General features: G+C 41.9%; 17 protein-coding genes. 5 read left to right on the top strand and 12 right to left on the bottom strand.

Annotated features, from left to right (window positions below; translation table 11 throughout):
• Positions 1-27: 27 nt before the first annotated feature.
• From ACNURT_RS01005 to ACNURT_RS00955, 11 genes are all read right to left on the bottom strand, one after another.
• Positions 28-828: a hypothetical protein gene (locus ACNURT_RS01005; protein WP_419700157.1), complete on the bottom strand. Its 801-nt coding sequence runs from the start codon at positions 826-828 to the stop codon at positions 28-30.
• A 21-nt stretch (positions 829-849) separates the two neighbouring features.
• On the bottom strand, positions 850-1,350 hold the full coding sequence (locus tag ACNURT_RS01000) for a heavy-metal-associated domain-containing protein (protein WP_419700156.1): 501 nt from the start codon (positions 1,348-1,350) through the stop codon (positions 850-852).
• 78 nt (positions 1,351-1,428) lie between these two features.
• Positions 1,429-1,818, bottom strand: coding sequence for an HYC_CC_PP family protein (locus ACNURT_RS00995; RefSeq protein ID WP_419700155.1), 390 nt, complete (start codon positions 1,816-1,818; stop codon positions 1,429-1,431).
• Between the two features lie 147 nt (positions 1,819-1,965).
• Positions 1,966-2,646 carry an OmpA family protein gene (locus tag ACNURT_RS00990; protein WP_370998395.1) on the bottom strand — a complete coding sequence of 227 codons (681 nt, stop codon included), beginning with the start codon at positions 2,644-2,646 and terminating at the stop codon, positions 1,966-1,968.
• Between the two features lie 232 nt (positions 2,647-2,878).
• Entirely contained in the window at positions 2,879-4,213 is a 1,335-nt protein-coding gene (locus ACNURT_RS00985) for a sensor histidine kinase (protein WP_419700154.1), read from the bottom strand.
• A 3-nt stretch (positions 4,214-4,216) separates the two neighbouring features.
• Positions 4,217-4,900 (bottom strand): response regulator transcription factor, encoded by a 684-nt coding sequence (locus ACNURT_RS00980; RefSeq protein WP_370998399.1) that lies wholly within the window; start codon positions 4,898-4,900, stop codon positions 4,217-4,219.
• A gap of 6 nt (positions 4,901-4,906) precedes the next feature.
• The gene (locus tag ACNURT_RS00975) at positions 4,907-5,785 is read right to left on the bottom strand and encodes a hypothetical protein (protein WP_419700153.1); all 879 of its coding nucleotides are present in this window, start codon (positions 5,783-5,785) and stop codon (positions 4,907-4,909) included.
• Between the two features lie 27 nt (positions 5,786-5,812).
• Positions 5,813-6,142 (bottom strand): hypothetical protein, encoded by a 330-nt coding sequence (locus ACNURT_RS00970; RefSeq protein ID WP_370998401.1) that lies wholly within the window; start codon positions 6,140-6,142, stop codon positions 5,813-5,815.
• Between the two features lie 191 nt (positions 6,143-6,333).
• Positions 6,334-7,281, bottom strand: coding sequence for an FAD:protein FMN transferase (locus tag ACNURT_RS00965; protein ID WP_419700152.1), 948 nt, complete (start codon positions 7,279-7,281; stop codon positions 6,334-6,336).
• Positions 7,282-7,590: 309 nt separating this feature from the next.
• Entirely contained in the window at positions 7,591-8,664 is a 1,074-nt protein-coding gene (prfA, locus tag ACNURT_RS00960; RefSeq protein ID WP_370998404.1) for a peptide chain release factor 1, read from the bottom strand.
• A 276-nt stretch (positions 8,665-8,940) separates the two neighbouring features.
• Positions 8,941-9,690 carry a UDP-2,3-diacylglucosamine diphosphatase gene (locus ACNURT_RS00955; protein WP_419700151.1) on the bottom strand — a complete coding sequence of 250 codons (750 nt, stop codon included), beginning with the start codon at positions 9,688-9,690 and terminating at the stop codon, positions 8,941-8,943.
• Between the two features lie 115 nt (positions 9,691-9,805).
• Between ACNURT_RS00955 and ACNURT_RS00950 the strand changes: the two genes are divergently transcribed.
• Entirely contained in the window at positions 9,806-10,054 is a 249-nt protein-coding gene (locus ACNURT_RS00950) for a hypothetical protein (protein WP_419700150.1), read from the top strand.
• A 209-nt stretch (positions 10,055-10,263) separates the two neighbouring features.
• The gene (locus ACNURT_RS00945) at positions 10,264-10,605 is read left to right on the top strand and encodes a hypothetical protein (RefSeq protein WP_419700149.1); all 342 of its coding nucleotides are present in this window, start codon (positions 10,264-10,266) and stop codon (positions 10,603-10,605) included.
• A 75-nt stretch (positions 10,606-10,680) separates the two neighbouring features.
• Here the strand turns inward: ACNURT_RS00945 and ACNURT_RS00940 are convergent, their stop codons facing one another.
• The gene (locus ACNURT_RS00940; protein WP_370998409.1) at positions 10,681-11,433 is read right to left on the bottom strand and encodes a hypothetical protein; all 753 of its coding nucleotides are present in this window, start codon (positions 11,431-11,433) and stop codon (positions 10,681-10,683) included.
• Positions 11,434-11,849: 416 nt separating this feature from the next.
• On the opposite strand from ACNURT_RS00940, the gene ACNURT_RS00935 reads away from it, so the two are divergent.
• The 3 genes from ACNURT_RS00935 (at position 11,850) to ACNURT_RS00925 (ending at position 15,757) form a co-directional block, all read left to right on the top strand.
• Positions 11,850-13,970, top strand: coding sequence for a prolyl oligopeptidase family serine peptidase (locus ACNURT_RS00935; protein ID WP_419700148.1), 2,121 nt, complete (start codon positions 11,850-11,852; stop codon positions 13,968-13,970).
• 410 nt (positions 13,971-14,380) lie between these two features.
• On the top strand, positions 14,381-15,163 hold the full coding sequence (locus ACNURT_RS00930; protein ID WP_419700147.1) for a GDSL-type esterase/lipase family protein: 783 nt from the start codon (positions 14,381-14,383) through the stop codon (positions 15,161-15,163).
• Positions 15,164-15,757, top strand: coding sequence for a hypothetical protein (locus ACNURT_RS00925; protein WP_419700146.1), 594 nt, complete (start codon positions 15,164-15,166; stop codon positions 15,755-15,757).
• Positions 15,758-15,793 lie beyond the last annotated feature (36 nt).

Below are 15,793 nucleotides of genomic sequence, written 5' to 3'. Positions count from 1 at the left end.
ATCAGAGCGATAGCAAAAGCCAGGGCTTTACAGGTTAAAAAAATTATACTCCAGCCTTACCAGGTACATATTCTTGCTATTGCGGATCATATCGTTGTAGAGTGGGGCGCGGTATGAAAGATCCAGGCGGCAAACGCTGTTAAATATAAACTGGACTGCCGGTGCCACATCCAGGTAGCTTTGCCCGTGACCTGGATTAGTTTTACCCAGTAGCTCGGCATACAGGTTAACATTGGTTTGCTGATAGTCCTTATAATTTTTAGGGAACAGCAGATATCCGGCCGATAAAGTATAGGCTACCGCGTTGCGGGCCTGTAAGGGTGTAAGGTCATATCCACCACGATTATCAAAAGCACGCAGATAACTTGCCGAGCCGGATAACGCCAACTTATGCAAAAGCTGAGTGAACACCACACCGCTTTGCAGGCCGGAGTTATCACCTTCTAACGTTATTTCCTGGTTAACGATAGGATTATTGATGCTGGATGCTTTCAGGAAAAAAGCTCCACGGAAATGCTTCTGTACGGTATCTATTGATAAAAAACGGTATTTAGCATATATGCTGCCGCCTTCAAAATGCTGGTTATTGCTATAGTAATCAGATGCGTACAACGATCCGTGCACCATTAAATGCCTGCTTACACCGTACATCGCTTCAAAACTTGTACGGTTTTTATAATCGGGTTTAAAAAATCCCTGGTTTTCTAAACGGAGGCCTAATGAGCCGGTGGCCATGTTGCTGGCCGGTTCGGTATTTACATACAGTTCCTGCGAAAACGCGGAGCATGCCAAAGCCATGAGGCCGATAGCCAATATCAATTTCTTCATGATCGTTTTACTTAATGAAGATTATATAGCTAAATGATAGATGCGGCCACTTGCCGGAGCAGTATCAGTAACCTGACCCAGATATTTTTTGGATACAGATTTTGGGGCAAAGCCATTATCAACTATAGTGAAATTTACATTGCCTGTGATGGCTTTATCTGCAGGGTTCAACAGCCTGTAGGTATCGCCTCCATAGCTGAAAACGTTATCCGCAATTTTGGTATTATCAAAGTTAAAGGTGGCCTTTAAGCTATTTACCGAGAATCCTGAGCCCTGAACTTTTTTGCTGATCTGCTCAAAATTTACCGGTACATCACTTTTAAAAGTAATGAGGTATAAATTATGCATCAGATCTGTTTTGATCTCGCTTACAAAGGGAAGGGTTCGTAATGCTTTTTCGGTTGATTTTGCACATAGTGCGCAGGTAAGGCCGCTAACTTGCAGTTCGGCTTTGGTAAACTGAGCTTTTGCAGCTGTAATAGTAAGTGCAAAAAGTACGATGAATATATTTAAAGTTTTCATTTTGATCTTTTAATTAATTGTTGGAAAAATAAATTACCGGTAGTTTTTACCGGGTAAGCAGTATACAATTAATGTTGATCAAATACGGAAAATGCAGTTTTTAATAAATGTAGCTATACCTTGCCAGGGCATACCAGGTGGCCCGCGCTCAAGGGATGGGCTGGCGAATGATTGCCTGGATGGTGTAAATAGTCCATTAAATGATAAACGGGGTACATCAAATCCAAAAAGCTTGGAGAGAATAGAAACCGGTTCAATCTGGTGTGCATCCTTTACTTTGATCTGTAGTTGCTTGTTCTTGCAGCATTTAGTTTTGCCGCAAGCCTGATCCATTTTGCAACTAATGGCGGGCGAATCAATTTTAACAGAAGCTATCTGTGTACCACAATAATGCAGATTTAGAGCAAAGCCCAGCACTGTAACGGTGTACAGTAAGGTCAATAATAAAGCTCCTGATCTTTTTATCATAATAACAAAAATAATGGATTAACTCCTTGATTACAAATTGTTTTTAGATATTATGAAAATATGACCAACCGGTTGGTATAAACACAAAGAACCCGGCCCTCGCGGCCGGGTTCTTTAATAAATTAACTTGATCTTATTATATGGTTATTATTGGGCAGCTTGTTTAGCTTGCTGTTTCATTTGATCATTGGCTACAATTACTATCTCCACCCTGCGGTTTTGAGCACGGCCCTCAACTGTTGTATTATCCGCAATAGGTTCGCTTTCGCCTTTGCCGGAAGTGGTTAGACGTGATGAGCTCACATTATTTGCCACAATGTATGATTTTACAGATTCGGCCCTCTTCACAGAAAGATTCATATTATAGGAATCAGAACCGGTATTGTCGGTGTGGCCTACTATTAAAATGTTGGTATTAGGATTGTTTTGTAATGAAGTAGCCAGTTTTTGCAGGTTGGCTTGCGCGGCTGGTTTAACGTCAGACTTATCGGTGTCAAATAATATACCTGAATCAAACTTAACCAAAATACCTTCGCCCTCACGCGTAACAGTAGCGCCAGGAACGGTTTGTTTTATTTCGGCAGCCTGTCTGTCCATGTTACGACCTATAAACGCACCCGCAGTACCACCTACAGCGCCACCAATAATGGCCCCCAGTGCGGTATTACCTGCTGCTTTACCAATAAAAGCACCTATTGTACCTCCAGCACCTGCACCAATTGCCGCACCTTTTTGTGTTTTGGTCAATGAATCGCAACCTGAGCCTAAAATACCGACAGTGGCTAAAGCCAAACTCAGGGTGGCTACCTTAATTCTAAGAGTTTTCATATATAATTATGATATGTTTTATATATCATTGGCAAAGCCAATGCCAAAAACAACAAAAAACGGGGATTGTTTTTTAAAGCACGTAAAAGCGTACTATCGCTATATTTTTTTAATGTTTAGGAAAGTAATTTTCGACCATGCAGCGGCCATTTTGGCTAAAGCCGAAAAAATGGCTTATTTTTAGTACAAGGAATGTAAAATTGTCGATACAAGCATCGTGGCGGCGAGTAATTTAACCAACCACAATGAGCGTAGTTGGAAATATCAATTTAAAGGTACTGCCGGTATCTTTAACAGAGGTTACCTCAATATCGATATCATGAAAAGTTGCTATGGACTTTACGATGGGCAAACCCAAACCAAAACTATCCTGCTGAAGCGATTGCCTGAACTTTTTAAAACGGTTAAATATAAAAGGGATGGCCTCTGCGTTGATGCCGATACCATTATCGGCTATGCTGATAATAAAGTTATTATGGCCCGCTGTTCCGGTTATTTGGATATAGCCGCCTTCGTTATTGTATTTGGTGGCGTTATTGATGAGGTTAAAAAATAGGTTGAATAATAGGAACTTGTTAATATTTACCAGGTTCCAATTTTCAGGAATGTCGATACTGTAATCGATGTTTTTATCCTGCAGGCGTATAGAAATTTCGTCATACACGTCTTGTAGTAATTCAACTACTGTAACCTTGTCTTCTTTTAAAAATTGTTCGTTTTCAATTTGTGATATCAGCAACAGGGTTTTGGTGATGCTTTTTAAACGGTTCAATATTTTTTGCATCTCGATCAAACGCACCTTCAGGTCGTCGCTGATGTCCTCCTCTTCAAACATGTTTTCGATCTTCGATTGCAGGATAGATATCGGGGTCATCAGCTCATGCGAAGCGTTGGATATAAACTCACGTTCTTTTTGGAACTTATCGGCAATGGTTTCCACCATTTTGTGGATACTGATATCCAGGTATTCAAAATCGCTTGTAGTAGTTCGCACCTTTCGGTAGGAGTTAAAGTTGGGAAACTTTTGACCAACAAGCTTGGTTTTAATAATGAGCCGCAATGGTTTAAGTACATAGTTTGAATAAAACTGATCGGCCAGAATGGTTAATAATATCATACCCAGCAATACCTGGAACGCGATATTTTGCAACGGGGCGCTGGTTTCATCAAGCGTATCTACACTTTTACCTATCTCCAGCAGGTAGTTGTGGTTTTTAACTTTAAAAGTATGGCTTAGGATACGATATTCCAGTGTATCACCTTCGGTAAACTTGCGTTTGCCCAGTTTAATGGTATCTAAAAAGAAATCGGGTTCAACTTCATCCAAGCTGATGAACTCTTCTTTAAGAGGGAGGTAGCTGCCATAAGCTTCGCCGTTTTCGATGTAGGCTTCAATTCCCCGGCTTTTTACTATTTGCAGCAGCTTGTTTTTTTGTTTAATGAGTTTATTGTCAACATAATTACTGCTTATATTTTTGATCAATACGGGTAACAGCAATACAAACAGTACTACAATAACCAATTTTGATATGGCATTAAAAAGCGTAAGTTTTGTTCTGAGTCTCAATGCTTAAGCGTTGATCTTTATTTTATAACCTAAACCCCTTACAGTTTCCAGCCAATCAGGAGAGCCAAAGGCGTTTAACTTTTTCCGTATGTTTTTGATATGTGCATCAATATAATTGGAGTCGTAATCGTTATTTACCACGCTGCCCCAGATATGCTCACTTAACTGCATACGGGTTAAGGTCCTGTTTTTGTGTAAAATTAAATAGGCTATCAGGTCAAATTCTTTTTTGGTGATTGTATTTACAACGTTGTTACCATGCGATATAGTACGATTAGTAAGATCGATCAGAAAATCTCCCAGTTCAATGGTGTTATTTTTTACCCCAAATTTGCGGCGGATAATGGCCTGCATGCGGCTCTGAAGCTCAAGCAGCGAAAATGGTTTGGGTAAATAATCGTCGGCTCCCAGATCAAGCCCTGTAATACGGTCATTAATTTCGGCACGGGCGGTGAGTATGATGCATGCGGCTTCAGAATCTATCTTTTTGGCTTCTTTTAACAAATCCAGGCCATCATAATCAGGTAACCCCAGATCTATCAGAATAAAATCATACAGATTAACCGCGATCTTTTCAGAAGCCGAAGAGCCGTCAAAACATACATCGCAGATATAGTTATAATTGGTTAAAAATATTTCCAATTCCTGTGCAAGTGCCCGCTCGTCCTCAATAATCAGTACATTCATGCGCCGTTAATAAAAAAGGTAGTAAAATGTAAAGTTAAAAAATGATTCGCGTCTGTTTTCGAGCGTTCCCTCCACATTAACAGGCATAGAATATCGCCAGGAAGCTTCCAGCGTATAATGCGGCCGGTTATAGGCAACCGGTACCTTAAAGCTATAATTGAGTACGTTAAATACCCTGTTCCGGCGCGCGGCGCTCAGGTTGAGATTCTCTAATACAGAAGGAGGTAAAACATGCTGATAATTGTGATCGACTTCATAACGCTGCACAAAATTCTGTGTTCCCAGGATCACATTAAATGAAGGGTTGAACGATAGATAGTCATTATCGTCAAAAATGCTCCAGCTGCTTTCGAAATATTTAGAGGTGCTTACAGTGGTAAAAAAGTCGTTCGATTTTCCAAAAAGATAATCCAGAACAACGGTGGTTTTAAAGAGTTTCCAGTCGTAAGCGTTTTTGAAGTTGATATCATTTGATGATGCCGACTTGATCACATTGGCATTTTTGTTAAATATGAACCGCGTGTAGCTAACGGCGCCCGAAAATGATTTTGAAAACTTGTAAAAGTAACCACCGCCCAAATCAACCTCATCAACCGGTGCATAGCCTAATACTTTGAGCACCGAACCGTATACAAACACGCCCGATTTACTGTTATATATGGCATCACCCGTAACAAACGGATACTTGATAGGCCCTGTGCGACCGAAAAACAAAGCGTCGCTGCCATAACTTACACCTACAGAAACCGATTTTTTTCTGACAATGGTATCGGTATCGGCAGTAAGCCGGTAGTCGCGACCTGTCACCAGAAGGTTCCGGTCAATACCTGCAGCGTATAAGGCATTGCTGCCGGCGATAAAAAAAAGTAAGCAAAGGTACTTCATCAACAATTGAAATTTTTTATTAACCTGTTAATTGCCATTTCTTCGGGGTATCTCCGGCGGGCGTTCCATGCCCTCGGGCCGGCGTTGTCTTTTGGGTTTGGGTTTAGAGGTAACGGGTTCCCCTGAATCATCAACCTTTGTGGGCTTAGCCTGCTTTTTTGGTTTTGCTACCTCTTTAATTTTATTTTTTTCATCCTTCGCGTTTTTTGCCAATATCGTATCTACAGGAATTTTATTGTGCTGAATGATTACGATTTTACTATAAACGGGGTCTGACAGACTGTTTTTAGCGCCGGCAAATGATAAACATGGTGCAAATATTAATATCAGGACAATATACGCAAACCACTTTATCATTGAGGGGAAGAAAAACTTAAAATTGTTGTCAAATATCGGTCAATTTAAACAGTTAAATCCGAGGGGAGGGGATGCTGTTAATAAAAATAACATCTGCCTTAATATTTTGCACACAAAATGTTAGGGCAGATGAGTAATGAAGCTGTAGGTTGGCCAGAATAATTATGATATGTTTTGTATAAATGCTTGTATTAGATACTAACATCCTTTGACGTATAAATACGGTTTTGGTCGTCAATAATAATACAGGCAATTTGATTTAGCTGGTTGATCATATACAGGCCCGCGTTAACACCGATGTTGATCAGTGGTGAAGCCATGGCATCTGATAGTTCGGCTGTTGGGCTGATGATGCTTACGCTGGTGATCTCACTTACGGGAAAGCCTTTTTTGGCAGTCATCACGCTTACAAATTTTTTGTTGCTGATGCTGGCATATTTTTCGGCATTCACCGATGTAGCAAAAGCCATATTGCTGATATCTAAATGAGCAAATGGTTGTTTCTTTTGTTCAGGATCAGCTGCAGCCACCGTCCATGGTTTTTGGTTAGGCTGTGTGCCCCAGGTTAGCAGATCGCCGCCCACATTAATAACCCCGCTGCTTACACCGTTCATTTGCAAAATATATTTGGCTCGGTCGGCGGCATAGCCTTTACTGTTGGCGCCAAAGCCAATACGCATACCCTTTTCCTTTAAAAAAACGGTTTGTTTAGCGGCATCAATCACCACATTTTTATAGTTGGTAAGCATTACCGGCGATGGTGCTATTTTAACATCGGCATTTTCGGCAAACGCGGTATCATCACCGGTATAGCCAGTGCCGGTAAAGTAAGTCATATCAAATGCTCCGTGTGTAAGCTCTGATATTTGAAGCGCCCTGTCAATCAGTCTAAAAATTTCAGCGTTCGCTTTTACGGGTTCAATACCCGCGTTACGGTTAATCTGGTTAATATTACTGTCTTCGCTAAAAGCCGACAGTAATTTTTCAACGCGGTTAATTTCGTTAATGGCAATATCAATTTGTTCATCGGCCAGTAGAGGATCATTCCCAACTACACTAATTTCAAATTTATCACCCATTAAGCGTACACTACGCCTGTAAGTGGTTAAATTATTGGTTAAAGTTTTTACTGCCAGCATAAATAAAATTTAGTTATTGTCAAAAAAATAAACAGTGTTACAAAGCGCTAAAAGCAATACGAACCTGTTCTTAAAAGCGCTACATTATCGCTGTACAAAAACTAAAGTAGCCCCCTTATATGAAAATAAGATGAAAAAGGGGGCGTAATTATCGCACCGCGATAGTTTTCACATTTTTTAACAATTGGATTACAATTGGTTAGATCAAAAGGATTGCCTGTAAATTAAAATGCCATAAGTAGCACACTTATGGCATTTTATATATTGTCCAAAGATTAGCCCCGGCCTTGAAAAACCGGATAAGGGTCTTTAAACTACTGTTCCTTCTTTTAACTTTTCGGCATTCTCTGCAAACTGTAAAGCTTCCATAATTTCCTGCAGGTCGCCGTTCATTACGCCGGGCAGATTGTATATGGTAAGGCCAATGCGGTGCTCGGTTAAGCGTCCCTGCGGATAATTATAAGTACGCACTTTGGCAGAACGGTCGCCGGTTGATACCATGGTTTTACGTTTTTTAGAGGTTTCTTCCAGGTGTTTTTGCAATTCCATTTCGTAAACACGTGAGCGCAATACCTGTAAAGCCTTATCGTAATTTTTTAACTGCGATTTTTGATCCTGGCACTGCGCCACGATACCGGTAGGGAGGTGGGTTAACCTCACCGCGGAGTAAGTAGTATTTACCGACTGTCCGCCTGGTCCCGACGCGCAGAAAAGGTCCTTGCGGATATCGCTCACCTGCAGATCGATATCAAACTCATCTACCTCGGGCAATACCACAACCGTGGCAGCGGAAGTATGCACCCGGCCCTGTGTTTCGGTATCCGGTACGCGTTGTACCCGGTGAACACCCGACTCATATTTTAGATTGCCGTAAGCGTCTTCGGCGTTTACATTAAATACAATCTCTTTGTAGCCGCCGCTGGTACCTTCGGTATAATCAACGAGTTCGGTTTTCCAGCCGCGTTTTTCGCAATAGCGCATATACATGCGGTAAAGGTCGCCGGCAAAAAGGGCTGCCTCATCACCACCTGTACCACCACGGATCTCGACGATAGCATTTTTGCTGTCTTCGGGATCTTTAGGGATCAGCATCAGGCGGATCTCTTCTTCTTTTTCTTCGCGCCGGATCAATAACTCATCCAGTTCGGTTTTGGCCATTTCACGAAATTCTTCGTCTTTTTCTGTAGCCAGGATCTCTTTATTTGTATCAATATTGCTGATGATGTTACGATAGATGTGGTACTCATCAACAATTTTGGCAAGGTCTTTATACTCCTTATTCAGCTGGGCAAAGCGTTTCATATCCGACATTACTTCCGGATTGCTCAGTTCGCCTTCTACACTCTTCCAACGTTGAAATATCAGTTCTAATTTCTCTAACATATATTATCCTCAATATCTTTAGCTTATTACAGTTAATGGTGGTCCGGACAGGAAAGTTGTTTATGTTTTTCGTACGGGATACAGGCTTACTGCAAAAAGCGCACAAAAGTACATATTTTCAGGCATATATAATTCAGTGTATTGTAAGTATTGTGCGGTGAATGGTGAGTGGGTAAATAGTGATTGGTGAATAGTGAGTGGTGAGTCAAAACCGCTATGCAAATAATAATATATGTGGATTGGCAAGTCAAAATTCATCAATCACTATTCACCACCTTACTGCTCAAAACTTTTCAAACTCAATATAACTCCGTCAAATTCGGCGTAGGTATTGTAGTTTACCCATTCGCCCAGGTTAATGTAGCGGCTGTTGGGGTTTAGCTGTATATCAAGCGGTAGGTGCCGGTGACCGAAAATAAGATAATCGTAAAAATTGGTTTGAAGTTCTTCGCGGCAAAAAGTAACCAGCCATTCCTGTTCGCCTGGTTTGGGGTTTTCTTTCTTTTGATTGCTGATACGGCTGTTGGTCGACCAGTAATTGGCGATGCCGACCCCCAGGTTGGGGTGTATACGGGCAAAAAGCCATTGGCAAAAGCTGCTCCTGAAAAAGTTTTTCAGCACTTTGTAAAAGCCGTCACCAGGCCCAAGTCCGTCGCCGTGATGCAGGAAAAACCTTTTGCCATTCCGTTCTATCTTCAACTCATTACTGATGATGGTTGCTCCCAGTTCCTTTTCAAAATAATCAAACATCCACATATCATGATTGCCTTTAAAAAGGTAAAGCTTTACGCCGGCATCGGTAAGTTCGGCCAGTTTACCCAAAAAGCGGATATAGCCTTTGGGCACTACAGTTTTGTATTCAAACCAAAAATCAAATACATCGCCCATTAAAAACAGTTCTGCGGCATCAGCTTTTATGCTGTCCAACCAGCGAACTATCCTGTCTTCGCGTTTACGACTTTCGGCATAACCGCCTGTGCCTAAATGAAAATCAGAAGCGAAGTAAAGTTTGTTACGGGTTGGCATACCCGGCAAAAATACATTTTAAGCACGAAAGCAGAAAGCCCGGCTCGCCGCTATGTTTAGTCAAACAAACATCCGGACCTGTTTATCGTTGTATAACTATTAAACCCACAAAATTATGGCAAACCCAGAAAACCCAAACCTCGACGACGCTCAGGAGGATAAAGACCCCGGCAATGAATTTGAACAGGGCGAAGAGCATGATACCGGCAACCAACTGCTTGATGCCGACGAGCCTAATATCAGCGGCCTGGAAAGGGCAAGCCGTGCCTCAGAATCGGCCTTTACGCTGAATTTTGAAGACGGGATAGCTCCCATGGCCGATCAGCAGGCTGATAAGAATAAGGATAGCAAACCCGGTGCTTAATAGTAATAAACATCCCAAAAGCCTCATCCCAACCCTTCTCCAAAGGAGAGGGGCTTAAATAGTTGTTTTATTCATTTTGTTAGTCAAAATCCTCTCCTTTTGAGAGGATGAGTGAGATTGAATATTTGTAAATATGTTATGACTTATACCATAACTTCGGTGCTTTGAATTATAATTACAGTAGTGAAACCATCGAACCAATAATGCTCATGAAAAAGATATTAACCTTGGCCGCTTTGCTGTTCGCTTTTGCAGGCGCGGCCAATGCGCAGCACGCGTTTAACGCGGCAGATTTTAAAAACAACCTGGGTAAAACCGGCACCCTTTGCGATACCGTTTATTCCACGAAAATGGTAAACGATACATTGACCCTGCTAAATCTGGGCGGGGCTTATACACATCAAAAGTATACCGTCGCGGTAAAAGGCAAAACAACATTGGATCTGCCGCATATTAAAGGCAAGCAAGTATGCGTAACCGGCACTTTTGAGATGTTTAAAGAACAGCCCGAAGTAGTGGCCAGCCAGCCTCAACAGATAGAGGTTCATTAAAATAAAAAAGCTGTATCATAATTTATGATACAGCCCTCTTTTTATGCTAAACAGATCTTGTCTGTTTTATTTCAATTAAAACTCTTTTACTAAACCAAGCACGATCTGACCTTCGGTCATAGGTTGTTTGGTAACTATACGGCCCAGGTTGCTGGTACGGCCGGTGGTAGAAATATTTGGTCCTTTGGAGTTAATATAGTTGCCTTTCAGCAGTAGGTCCCAGCCAGAACCCATATCAAAGCGAACATCTGCACTACCACCGTAAGCAAAGGCTGTACCTTTTGAGCTTTGTTGGGTAAATGTGCCGGTTTGTGCCGGTACCCCGGTAATAACAACCGCTATACTTGGTGTGGCGGTGTTTTTAATAGCGCCGGCCGATGCCCTTAGGTCAAATTTGAAATGGTGATATACGAATGTATACTGCGGGCCAAGCAAAATATTATAACTTCTGTACCGCTTATCGGCAGTAACGGTGGAACCGTCGGCTTTAAAATCATCCGTATACCCCTGTGAAATTATTTGATCGTCATCAAAAGTTAAATTACCCTGATCTTGTTTTGACACGGTAAAGCCTATGGCAAAATGTTTATAAAAATAAACAGCCCCATCAATACCCATTACAAAACCATTTTTGGCAAAACCGGCTTTCAGGTTACTGTAGTTAGTGCTTTTAAAGTCGCTCATCGGGCGCGACTGACCACCAAATATGCCAACATAGCTTTTAAGCTTGGCCGGGGCGTCGCCATCATTCTGACTATCCTGGGCTTTTGCGTTCAACACTATCAGCATCATGAGGGCTGCCGTAAGTAATGTAAAGATTTTTTTCATGTTATAAATTTGTACTAACAACTTGTATACGTTTGCCGCTTATTATCCTGTTCGGTTTAGCAAACGTGTAAAAAAAAGCATTATTGTTAATAAGAAGACAGATAGTAAAAATCCATTTGTAAATAAATAATTACGCTCAGTATCTGTTATCAATATAAACTGGATTAAATGACCCGGTTTGAGCTTATTTTCATAATCGGGGGCTAATATAGCTCGCCCCGCTCAATTAAACAGCAGGATTGGCTAAAATTAACAACTTTTAACTTTCATTGGTTCATTAGTTCACTGGCTCATTTGTTCATTGGTGCAAGATGGATAAACTTGCAGCTCCAGTTTGCTAAGACTAATGAACAAATGAGCCAGTGAACAAATGAACCAAATTCCTACCTTTAATTTTCCTGTAATTTAAAATCAACATGAAACTAAATACCTGTTTATTTGCAATGGCTGTTTTATTTTGCAGCTATACTCATGCACAACAAATGACTATAAAAACGCTACCCTACCCCCAAACCAAAAAAGTTGATACCGTTGATACTTACTTTGAAACCAAAGTACCTGATCCATACCGCTGGCTGGAAAATGACCAGGCCGCGGATACCAAAGAATGGGTGAAAGCCGAAAATAAGGTTACCCAAAACTACCTGGACCAAATCCCATACCGCGAAGAAATACGCAAACAGCTGGAAACTTTGTGGAACTATGAAAAATACAGCGCGCCGTTTAAAGAAGGTAAATACACCTATTTTTATAAGAACGATGGTTTGCAAAGCCAGTCGGTATTATACCGGCAGATAGGTGATAACGGTACGCCCGAGATGTTTTTAGATCCCAATAAATTTTCGGCCGATGGCACCACCTCTTTACAGGGAATAGATTTTACTAAAGATGGCGACCTGGCCGCTTACCAGATATCCGAGGGTGGATCTGACTGGCGCAAGGTGATCGTGATTAAAACCGCCGATAAAAGCGTGGTGGGCGATACGCTCACCGATATTAAATTCAGCGGCCTGGCCTGGAAAGGTACCGATGGCTTTTATTACAGCAGTTATGATAAGCCCAAAGCAGGCAGTCAGCTATCGGGCATGACGCAGTATCACAAGCTATACTACCACAAGCTGGGCACACCACAAAGTACCGACAAACTTATTTTTGGTGGCGATAAAACCCCGCGTCGCTACATTGGCGCTTACCTTACCGAAGATGAACGCTTCCTGGTAATCACCGCCGCGACATCAACCACCGGCAACGAACTATATATCCAGGATCTGAGCAAGCCCGGCAGCGATATTGTAAATGTGGTTGATAATTTTGATAACCAGCATTCCATACTGGATAATGTGGGCAGCAAACTGTATATCCTTACCAATATCTATTCTCCCAATTTTAAAATTGTTACCGTTGATGCCGCGAATCCAACGGTTACCCATTGGCAAAATCTCATCCCCGAAACCAAAAATGTATTGAGCGCTACAACCGGCGGTGGCAAAATCTTCGCGGAATATCTGCAGGATGCAACCTCCTTTGTGCAGCAATATGATATGAGCGGTAAGCTGGAACGAACCATCTCCCTGCCATCGGTGGGTACAGCCTCTGGTTTTGGCACCAAGAAAGCGGAGAAAGAAACCTATTACACTTTTACCAGTTATGTATATCCTTCCACCATTTTTAAGTTGGATATTGCCACGGGCAAATCAACCTTGTATAAAAAATCGGGGGTGAAATTTGATCCTGAACAATATGAATCGAAACAGGTGTTTTATACATCGAAGGATAAAACCAGGATTCCGATGATCATTACCTATAAAAAAGGTACCGTGCTGAATGGTGAAAACCCTACCTTATTATATGCCTACGGAGGTTTTGGCATTAGTTTAACACCGGCTTTCAGTACATCGAACATTATATTGCTGGAGCATGGCGGTATATACGCGGTACCAAACCTGCGTGGTGGCGGCGAGTATGGCGAAACCTGGCACCGTAAAGGCATTAAAATGAAAAAGAAAAACGTATTTGACGATTTTATTGCGGCTGCCGAATATCTCATCAAAAATAAATATACCTCTAAAGAACATCTGGCGGTATCTGGCGGTTCCAACGGCGGCTTACTGATAGGCGCCATGATCACCCAGCGGCCCGACCTGTTTAAAGTAGGCTTCCCCGCGGTAGGCGTTCTGGATATGCTGCGTTATAACAAATTTACCGCGGGTGCCGGTTGGAGCTATGATTATGGCACAGCCGAAGATTCGAAAGAAATGTTTGAATACCTGTATAACTACTCGCCTTATCATGCCTTAAAGCCACAGGAATATCCTGCTACTATGGTGACTACAGCCGATCATGACGACCGTGTAGTTCCAGCCCATTCCTTTAAGTTTGGCGCGCGTCTGCAGGAGTATCAAAAAGGCACGGCCCCGGTACTGATCCGTATCGAGACTAAGGCAGGCCATGGTGCAGGGCAAAGTACGGCCCAGGTGATCAGTGGTCAGGTTGATAAATGGGCATTCATGTTCTGGAATATGGGCGTGAAGTGGTAAGGGTTGTGATTAGTGAATTGTGAGTTGTGAATGAAAAAGCCGGGCATTGTGTGATCCCCTCTTGAGAGGGGCGGAGGGGTGTGTTCTTCTGCGCGTATAAACATACACCAGTCAGTGCGCCCCTCTCAAGAGCAATAGCCCATGAAAAGGCGGAGTTTAAGCTTACAAGGTTAAAAACAAGTCGCATAGCCGACCGGTCTACGCTTCGCTGGACCACCCTCTCTGCGGCTTTGCCGCAAAGAGGGTAAAGAAAAAAAGAATTAAAATCCCCTCTATGCGCGAAGCGGAGAGAGGGGTGACGAGCGCAGCGACGTCGGGGTGAGTCGATAGATGCTTAATTTTCGCTTTCTGCCTCTTCATGGGCTATTACTCTCTCAAGATGAGAGTTTTGGAGTAAATTAAATAAGTTTATGAAATATTTCTTTATTGCTGCACTATTACTATGCAGTATTTTATCAACCTTCGCCCAGCCCAAAAAAGCAAACATTAACGTTGTTTTTATAGGTAATAGCATTACACAAGGTGCGCAACTGAGTGACCCAGCTACGGAAGCGCCACCCTCTACCACCATAGCCTGGCTGCGTAAACAAGCAAACCTGGGCACGGTTGAATTTAGCAACCAGGGACACAGCGGTTATACCACGCTCGATTTTTTACCCGGCACTAACACCTTTGCCCAGGTGGAACAAGCCGCTGGTGCCTTTACGGATAAAGAAGCCCTGCTGATATTTTCCATGAAACTGGGTACTAACGACAGCGCTATACAGGGCCCTCATGGTGCGCCCGTATCGCCAGCGGATTATATCCAAAACGTAAAAACCATTACGGAGAAGCTGCTGGCCGATTTTCCAAAAGCTATCGTTATTTATCATCATCCCATTTGGTATAGCCCAAACACCTATAATGGCGCCAGGTATTTACAGGAAGGCTTATCCCGTCTGCAAAGCTATGTGCCTAAACTGGATAGCCTGGTAGCTGCTTACGGCGCAACTAACCCTAAGCATGTTTTTGCAGGCGATAAAAAGGCATTCAACTATTTCAAGAAACATCACCTTACCCATCTGATACCCGAAAAAGGCAACCAGGGCACTTTTTACCTGCATCCCAACAAACAGGGAGCTTTGGTACTGGGTGAGTTTTGGGGTAAGGCGATTGAGAAGGTTGTGAAGCGTATTTCTAATATTATTCAATAGATGATAAAAAAGATCGCGAGAAAATCTTTTTTGGAAAAGTATCCAAACTTTCCAACGGTTAGCCCTTATCGAAATAGGTATTTCTTTCCAGAAACTTATGATAGTTATATTTTATATGCCGATGCTAAATCGGCAGTTTCTTTGTGTAGGAGTTTGACCAAAGAGTTATCAAAACTAATACAGGTTTTAAATTTTGATCATCTTTCATGCTTAGGTGATGCAAACATACCTTGGTTATTTAGAGATCATGATTATAAACCAGTAAAAGAGGGATTGGATTATTTGGTACAGAAAAAAGTGAGTAAAAGCTTTAGTGGAGCGCTTAAGGTAGATGTTGTTGATTTACCAGATTTTTTGAGGCATATCTTTTGGTTAGTTAGGTGTAATGGAGTTGTGTTTATTCCACATTTTAGCGATTCCGAGTTCAACGTGCTTATAAGTATCTGTCAATACGGAAATATTCATTTCAGCACACTGAATAAAGAGGCGGACATTGTGTTCAATGAAGCAATTCTTCAAACGGAATTATATATTCCAGATGATAATAAATGCAGGGGGTTTAAGATAGCTCACAGAAAATCCACAAATAGATAATCTAATTAACCACCATTCTTTTTACAAACCATTTTT

It is taken from the genome of Mucilaginibacter sp. NFX135, assembly GCF_048565145.1.
In the GTDB taxonomy this organism is placed as follows: Bacteria; Bacteroidota; Bacteroidia; order Sphingobacteriales; family Sphingobacteriaceae; genus Mucilaginibacter.
This window is presented reverse-complemented; position numbering and strand designations above follow the sequence as displayed.

Bases quoted from the DNA above. Each gene is read 5' to 3' on its own strand.
- ACNURT_RS01005 (WP_419700157.1), bottom strand. From the start codon at position 828: ATGAAGAAATTGATATTGGCTATCGGCCTCATGGCTTTGGCATGCTCC.
- ACNURT_RS01000 (WP_419700156.1), bottom strand. From the start codon at position 1,350: ATGAAAACTTTAAATATATTCATCGTACTTTTTGCACTTACTATTACA.
- ACNURT_RS00995 (WP_419700155.1), bottom strand. From the start codon at position 1,818: ATGATAAAAAGATCAGGAGCTTTATTATTGACCTTACTGTACACCGTT.
- ACNURT_RS00990 (WP_370998395.1), bottom strand. From the start codon at position 2,646: ATGAAAACTCTTAGAATTAAGGTAGCCACCCTGAGTTTGGCTTTAGCC.
- ACNURT_RS00980 (WP_370998399.1), bottom strand. From the start codon at position 4,900: ATGAATGTACTGATTATTGAGGACGAGCGGGCACTTGCACAGGAATTG.
- ACNURT_RS00975 (WP_419700153.1), bottom strand. From the start codon at position 5,785: ATGAAGTACCTTTGCTTACTTTTTTTTATCGCCGGCAGCAATGCCTTA.
- ACNURT_RS00970 (WP_370998401.1), bottom strand. From the start codon at position 6,142: ATGATAAAGTGGTTTGCGTATATTGTCCTGATATTAATATTTGCACCA.
- ACNURT_RS00965 (WP_419700152.1), bottom strand. From the start codon at position 7,281: ATGCTGGCAGTAAAAACTTTAACCAATAATTTAACCACTTACAGGCGT.
- prfA (WP_370998404.1), bottom strand. From the start codon at position 8,664: ATGTTAGAGAAATTAGAACTGATATTTCAACGTTGGAAGAGTGTAGAA.
- ACNURT_RS00955 (WP_419700151.1), bottom strand. From the start codon at position 9,690: ATGCCAACCCGTAACAAACTTTACTTCGCTTCTGATTTTCATTTAGGC.
- ACNURT_RS00950 (WP_419700150.1), top strand. From the start codon at position 9,806: ATGGCAAACCCAGAAAACCCAAACCTCGACGACGCTCAGGAGGATAAA.
- ACNURT_RS00945 (WP_419700149.1), top strand. From the start codon at position 10,264: ATGAAAAAGATATTAACCTTGGCCGCTTTGCTGTTCGCTTTTGCAGGC.
- ACNURT_RS00940 (WP_370998409.1), bottom strand. From the start codon at position 11,433: ATGAAAAAAATCTTTACATTACTTACGGCAGCCCTCATGATGCTGATA.
- ACNURT_RS00935 (WP_419700148.1), top strand. From the start codon at position 11,850: ATGAAACTAAATACCTGTTTATTTGCAATGGCTGTTTTATTTTGCAGC.
- ACNURT_RS00930 (WP_419700147.1), top strand. From the start codon at position 14,381: ATGAAATATTTCTTTATTGCTGCACTATTACTATGCAGTATTTTATCA.
- ACNURT_RS00925 (WP_419700146.1), top strand. From the start codon at position 15,164: ATGATAAAAAAGATCGCGAGAAAATCTTTTTTGGAAAAGTATCCAAAC.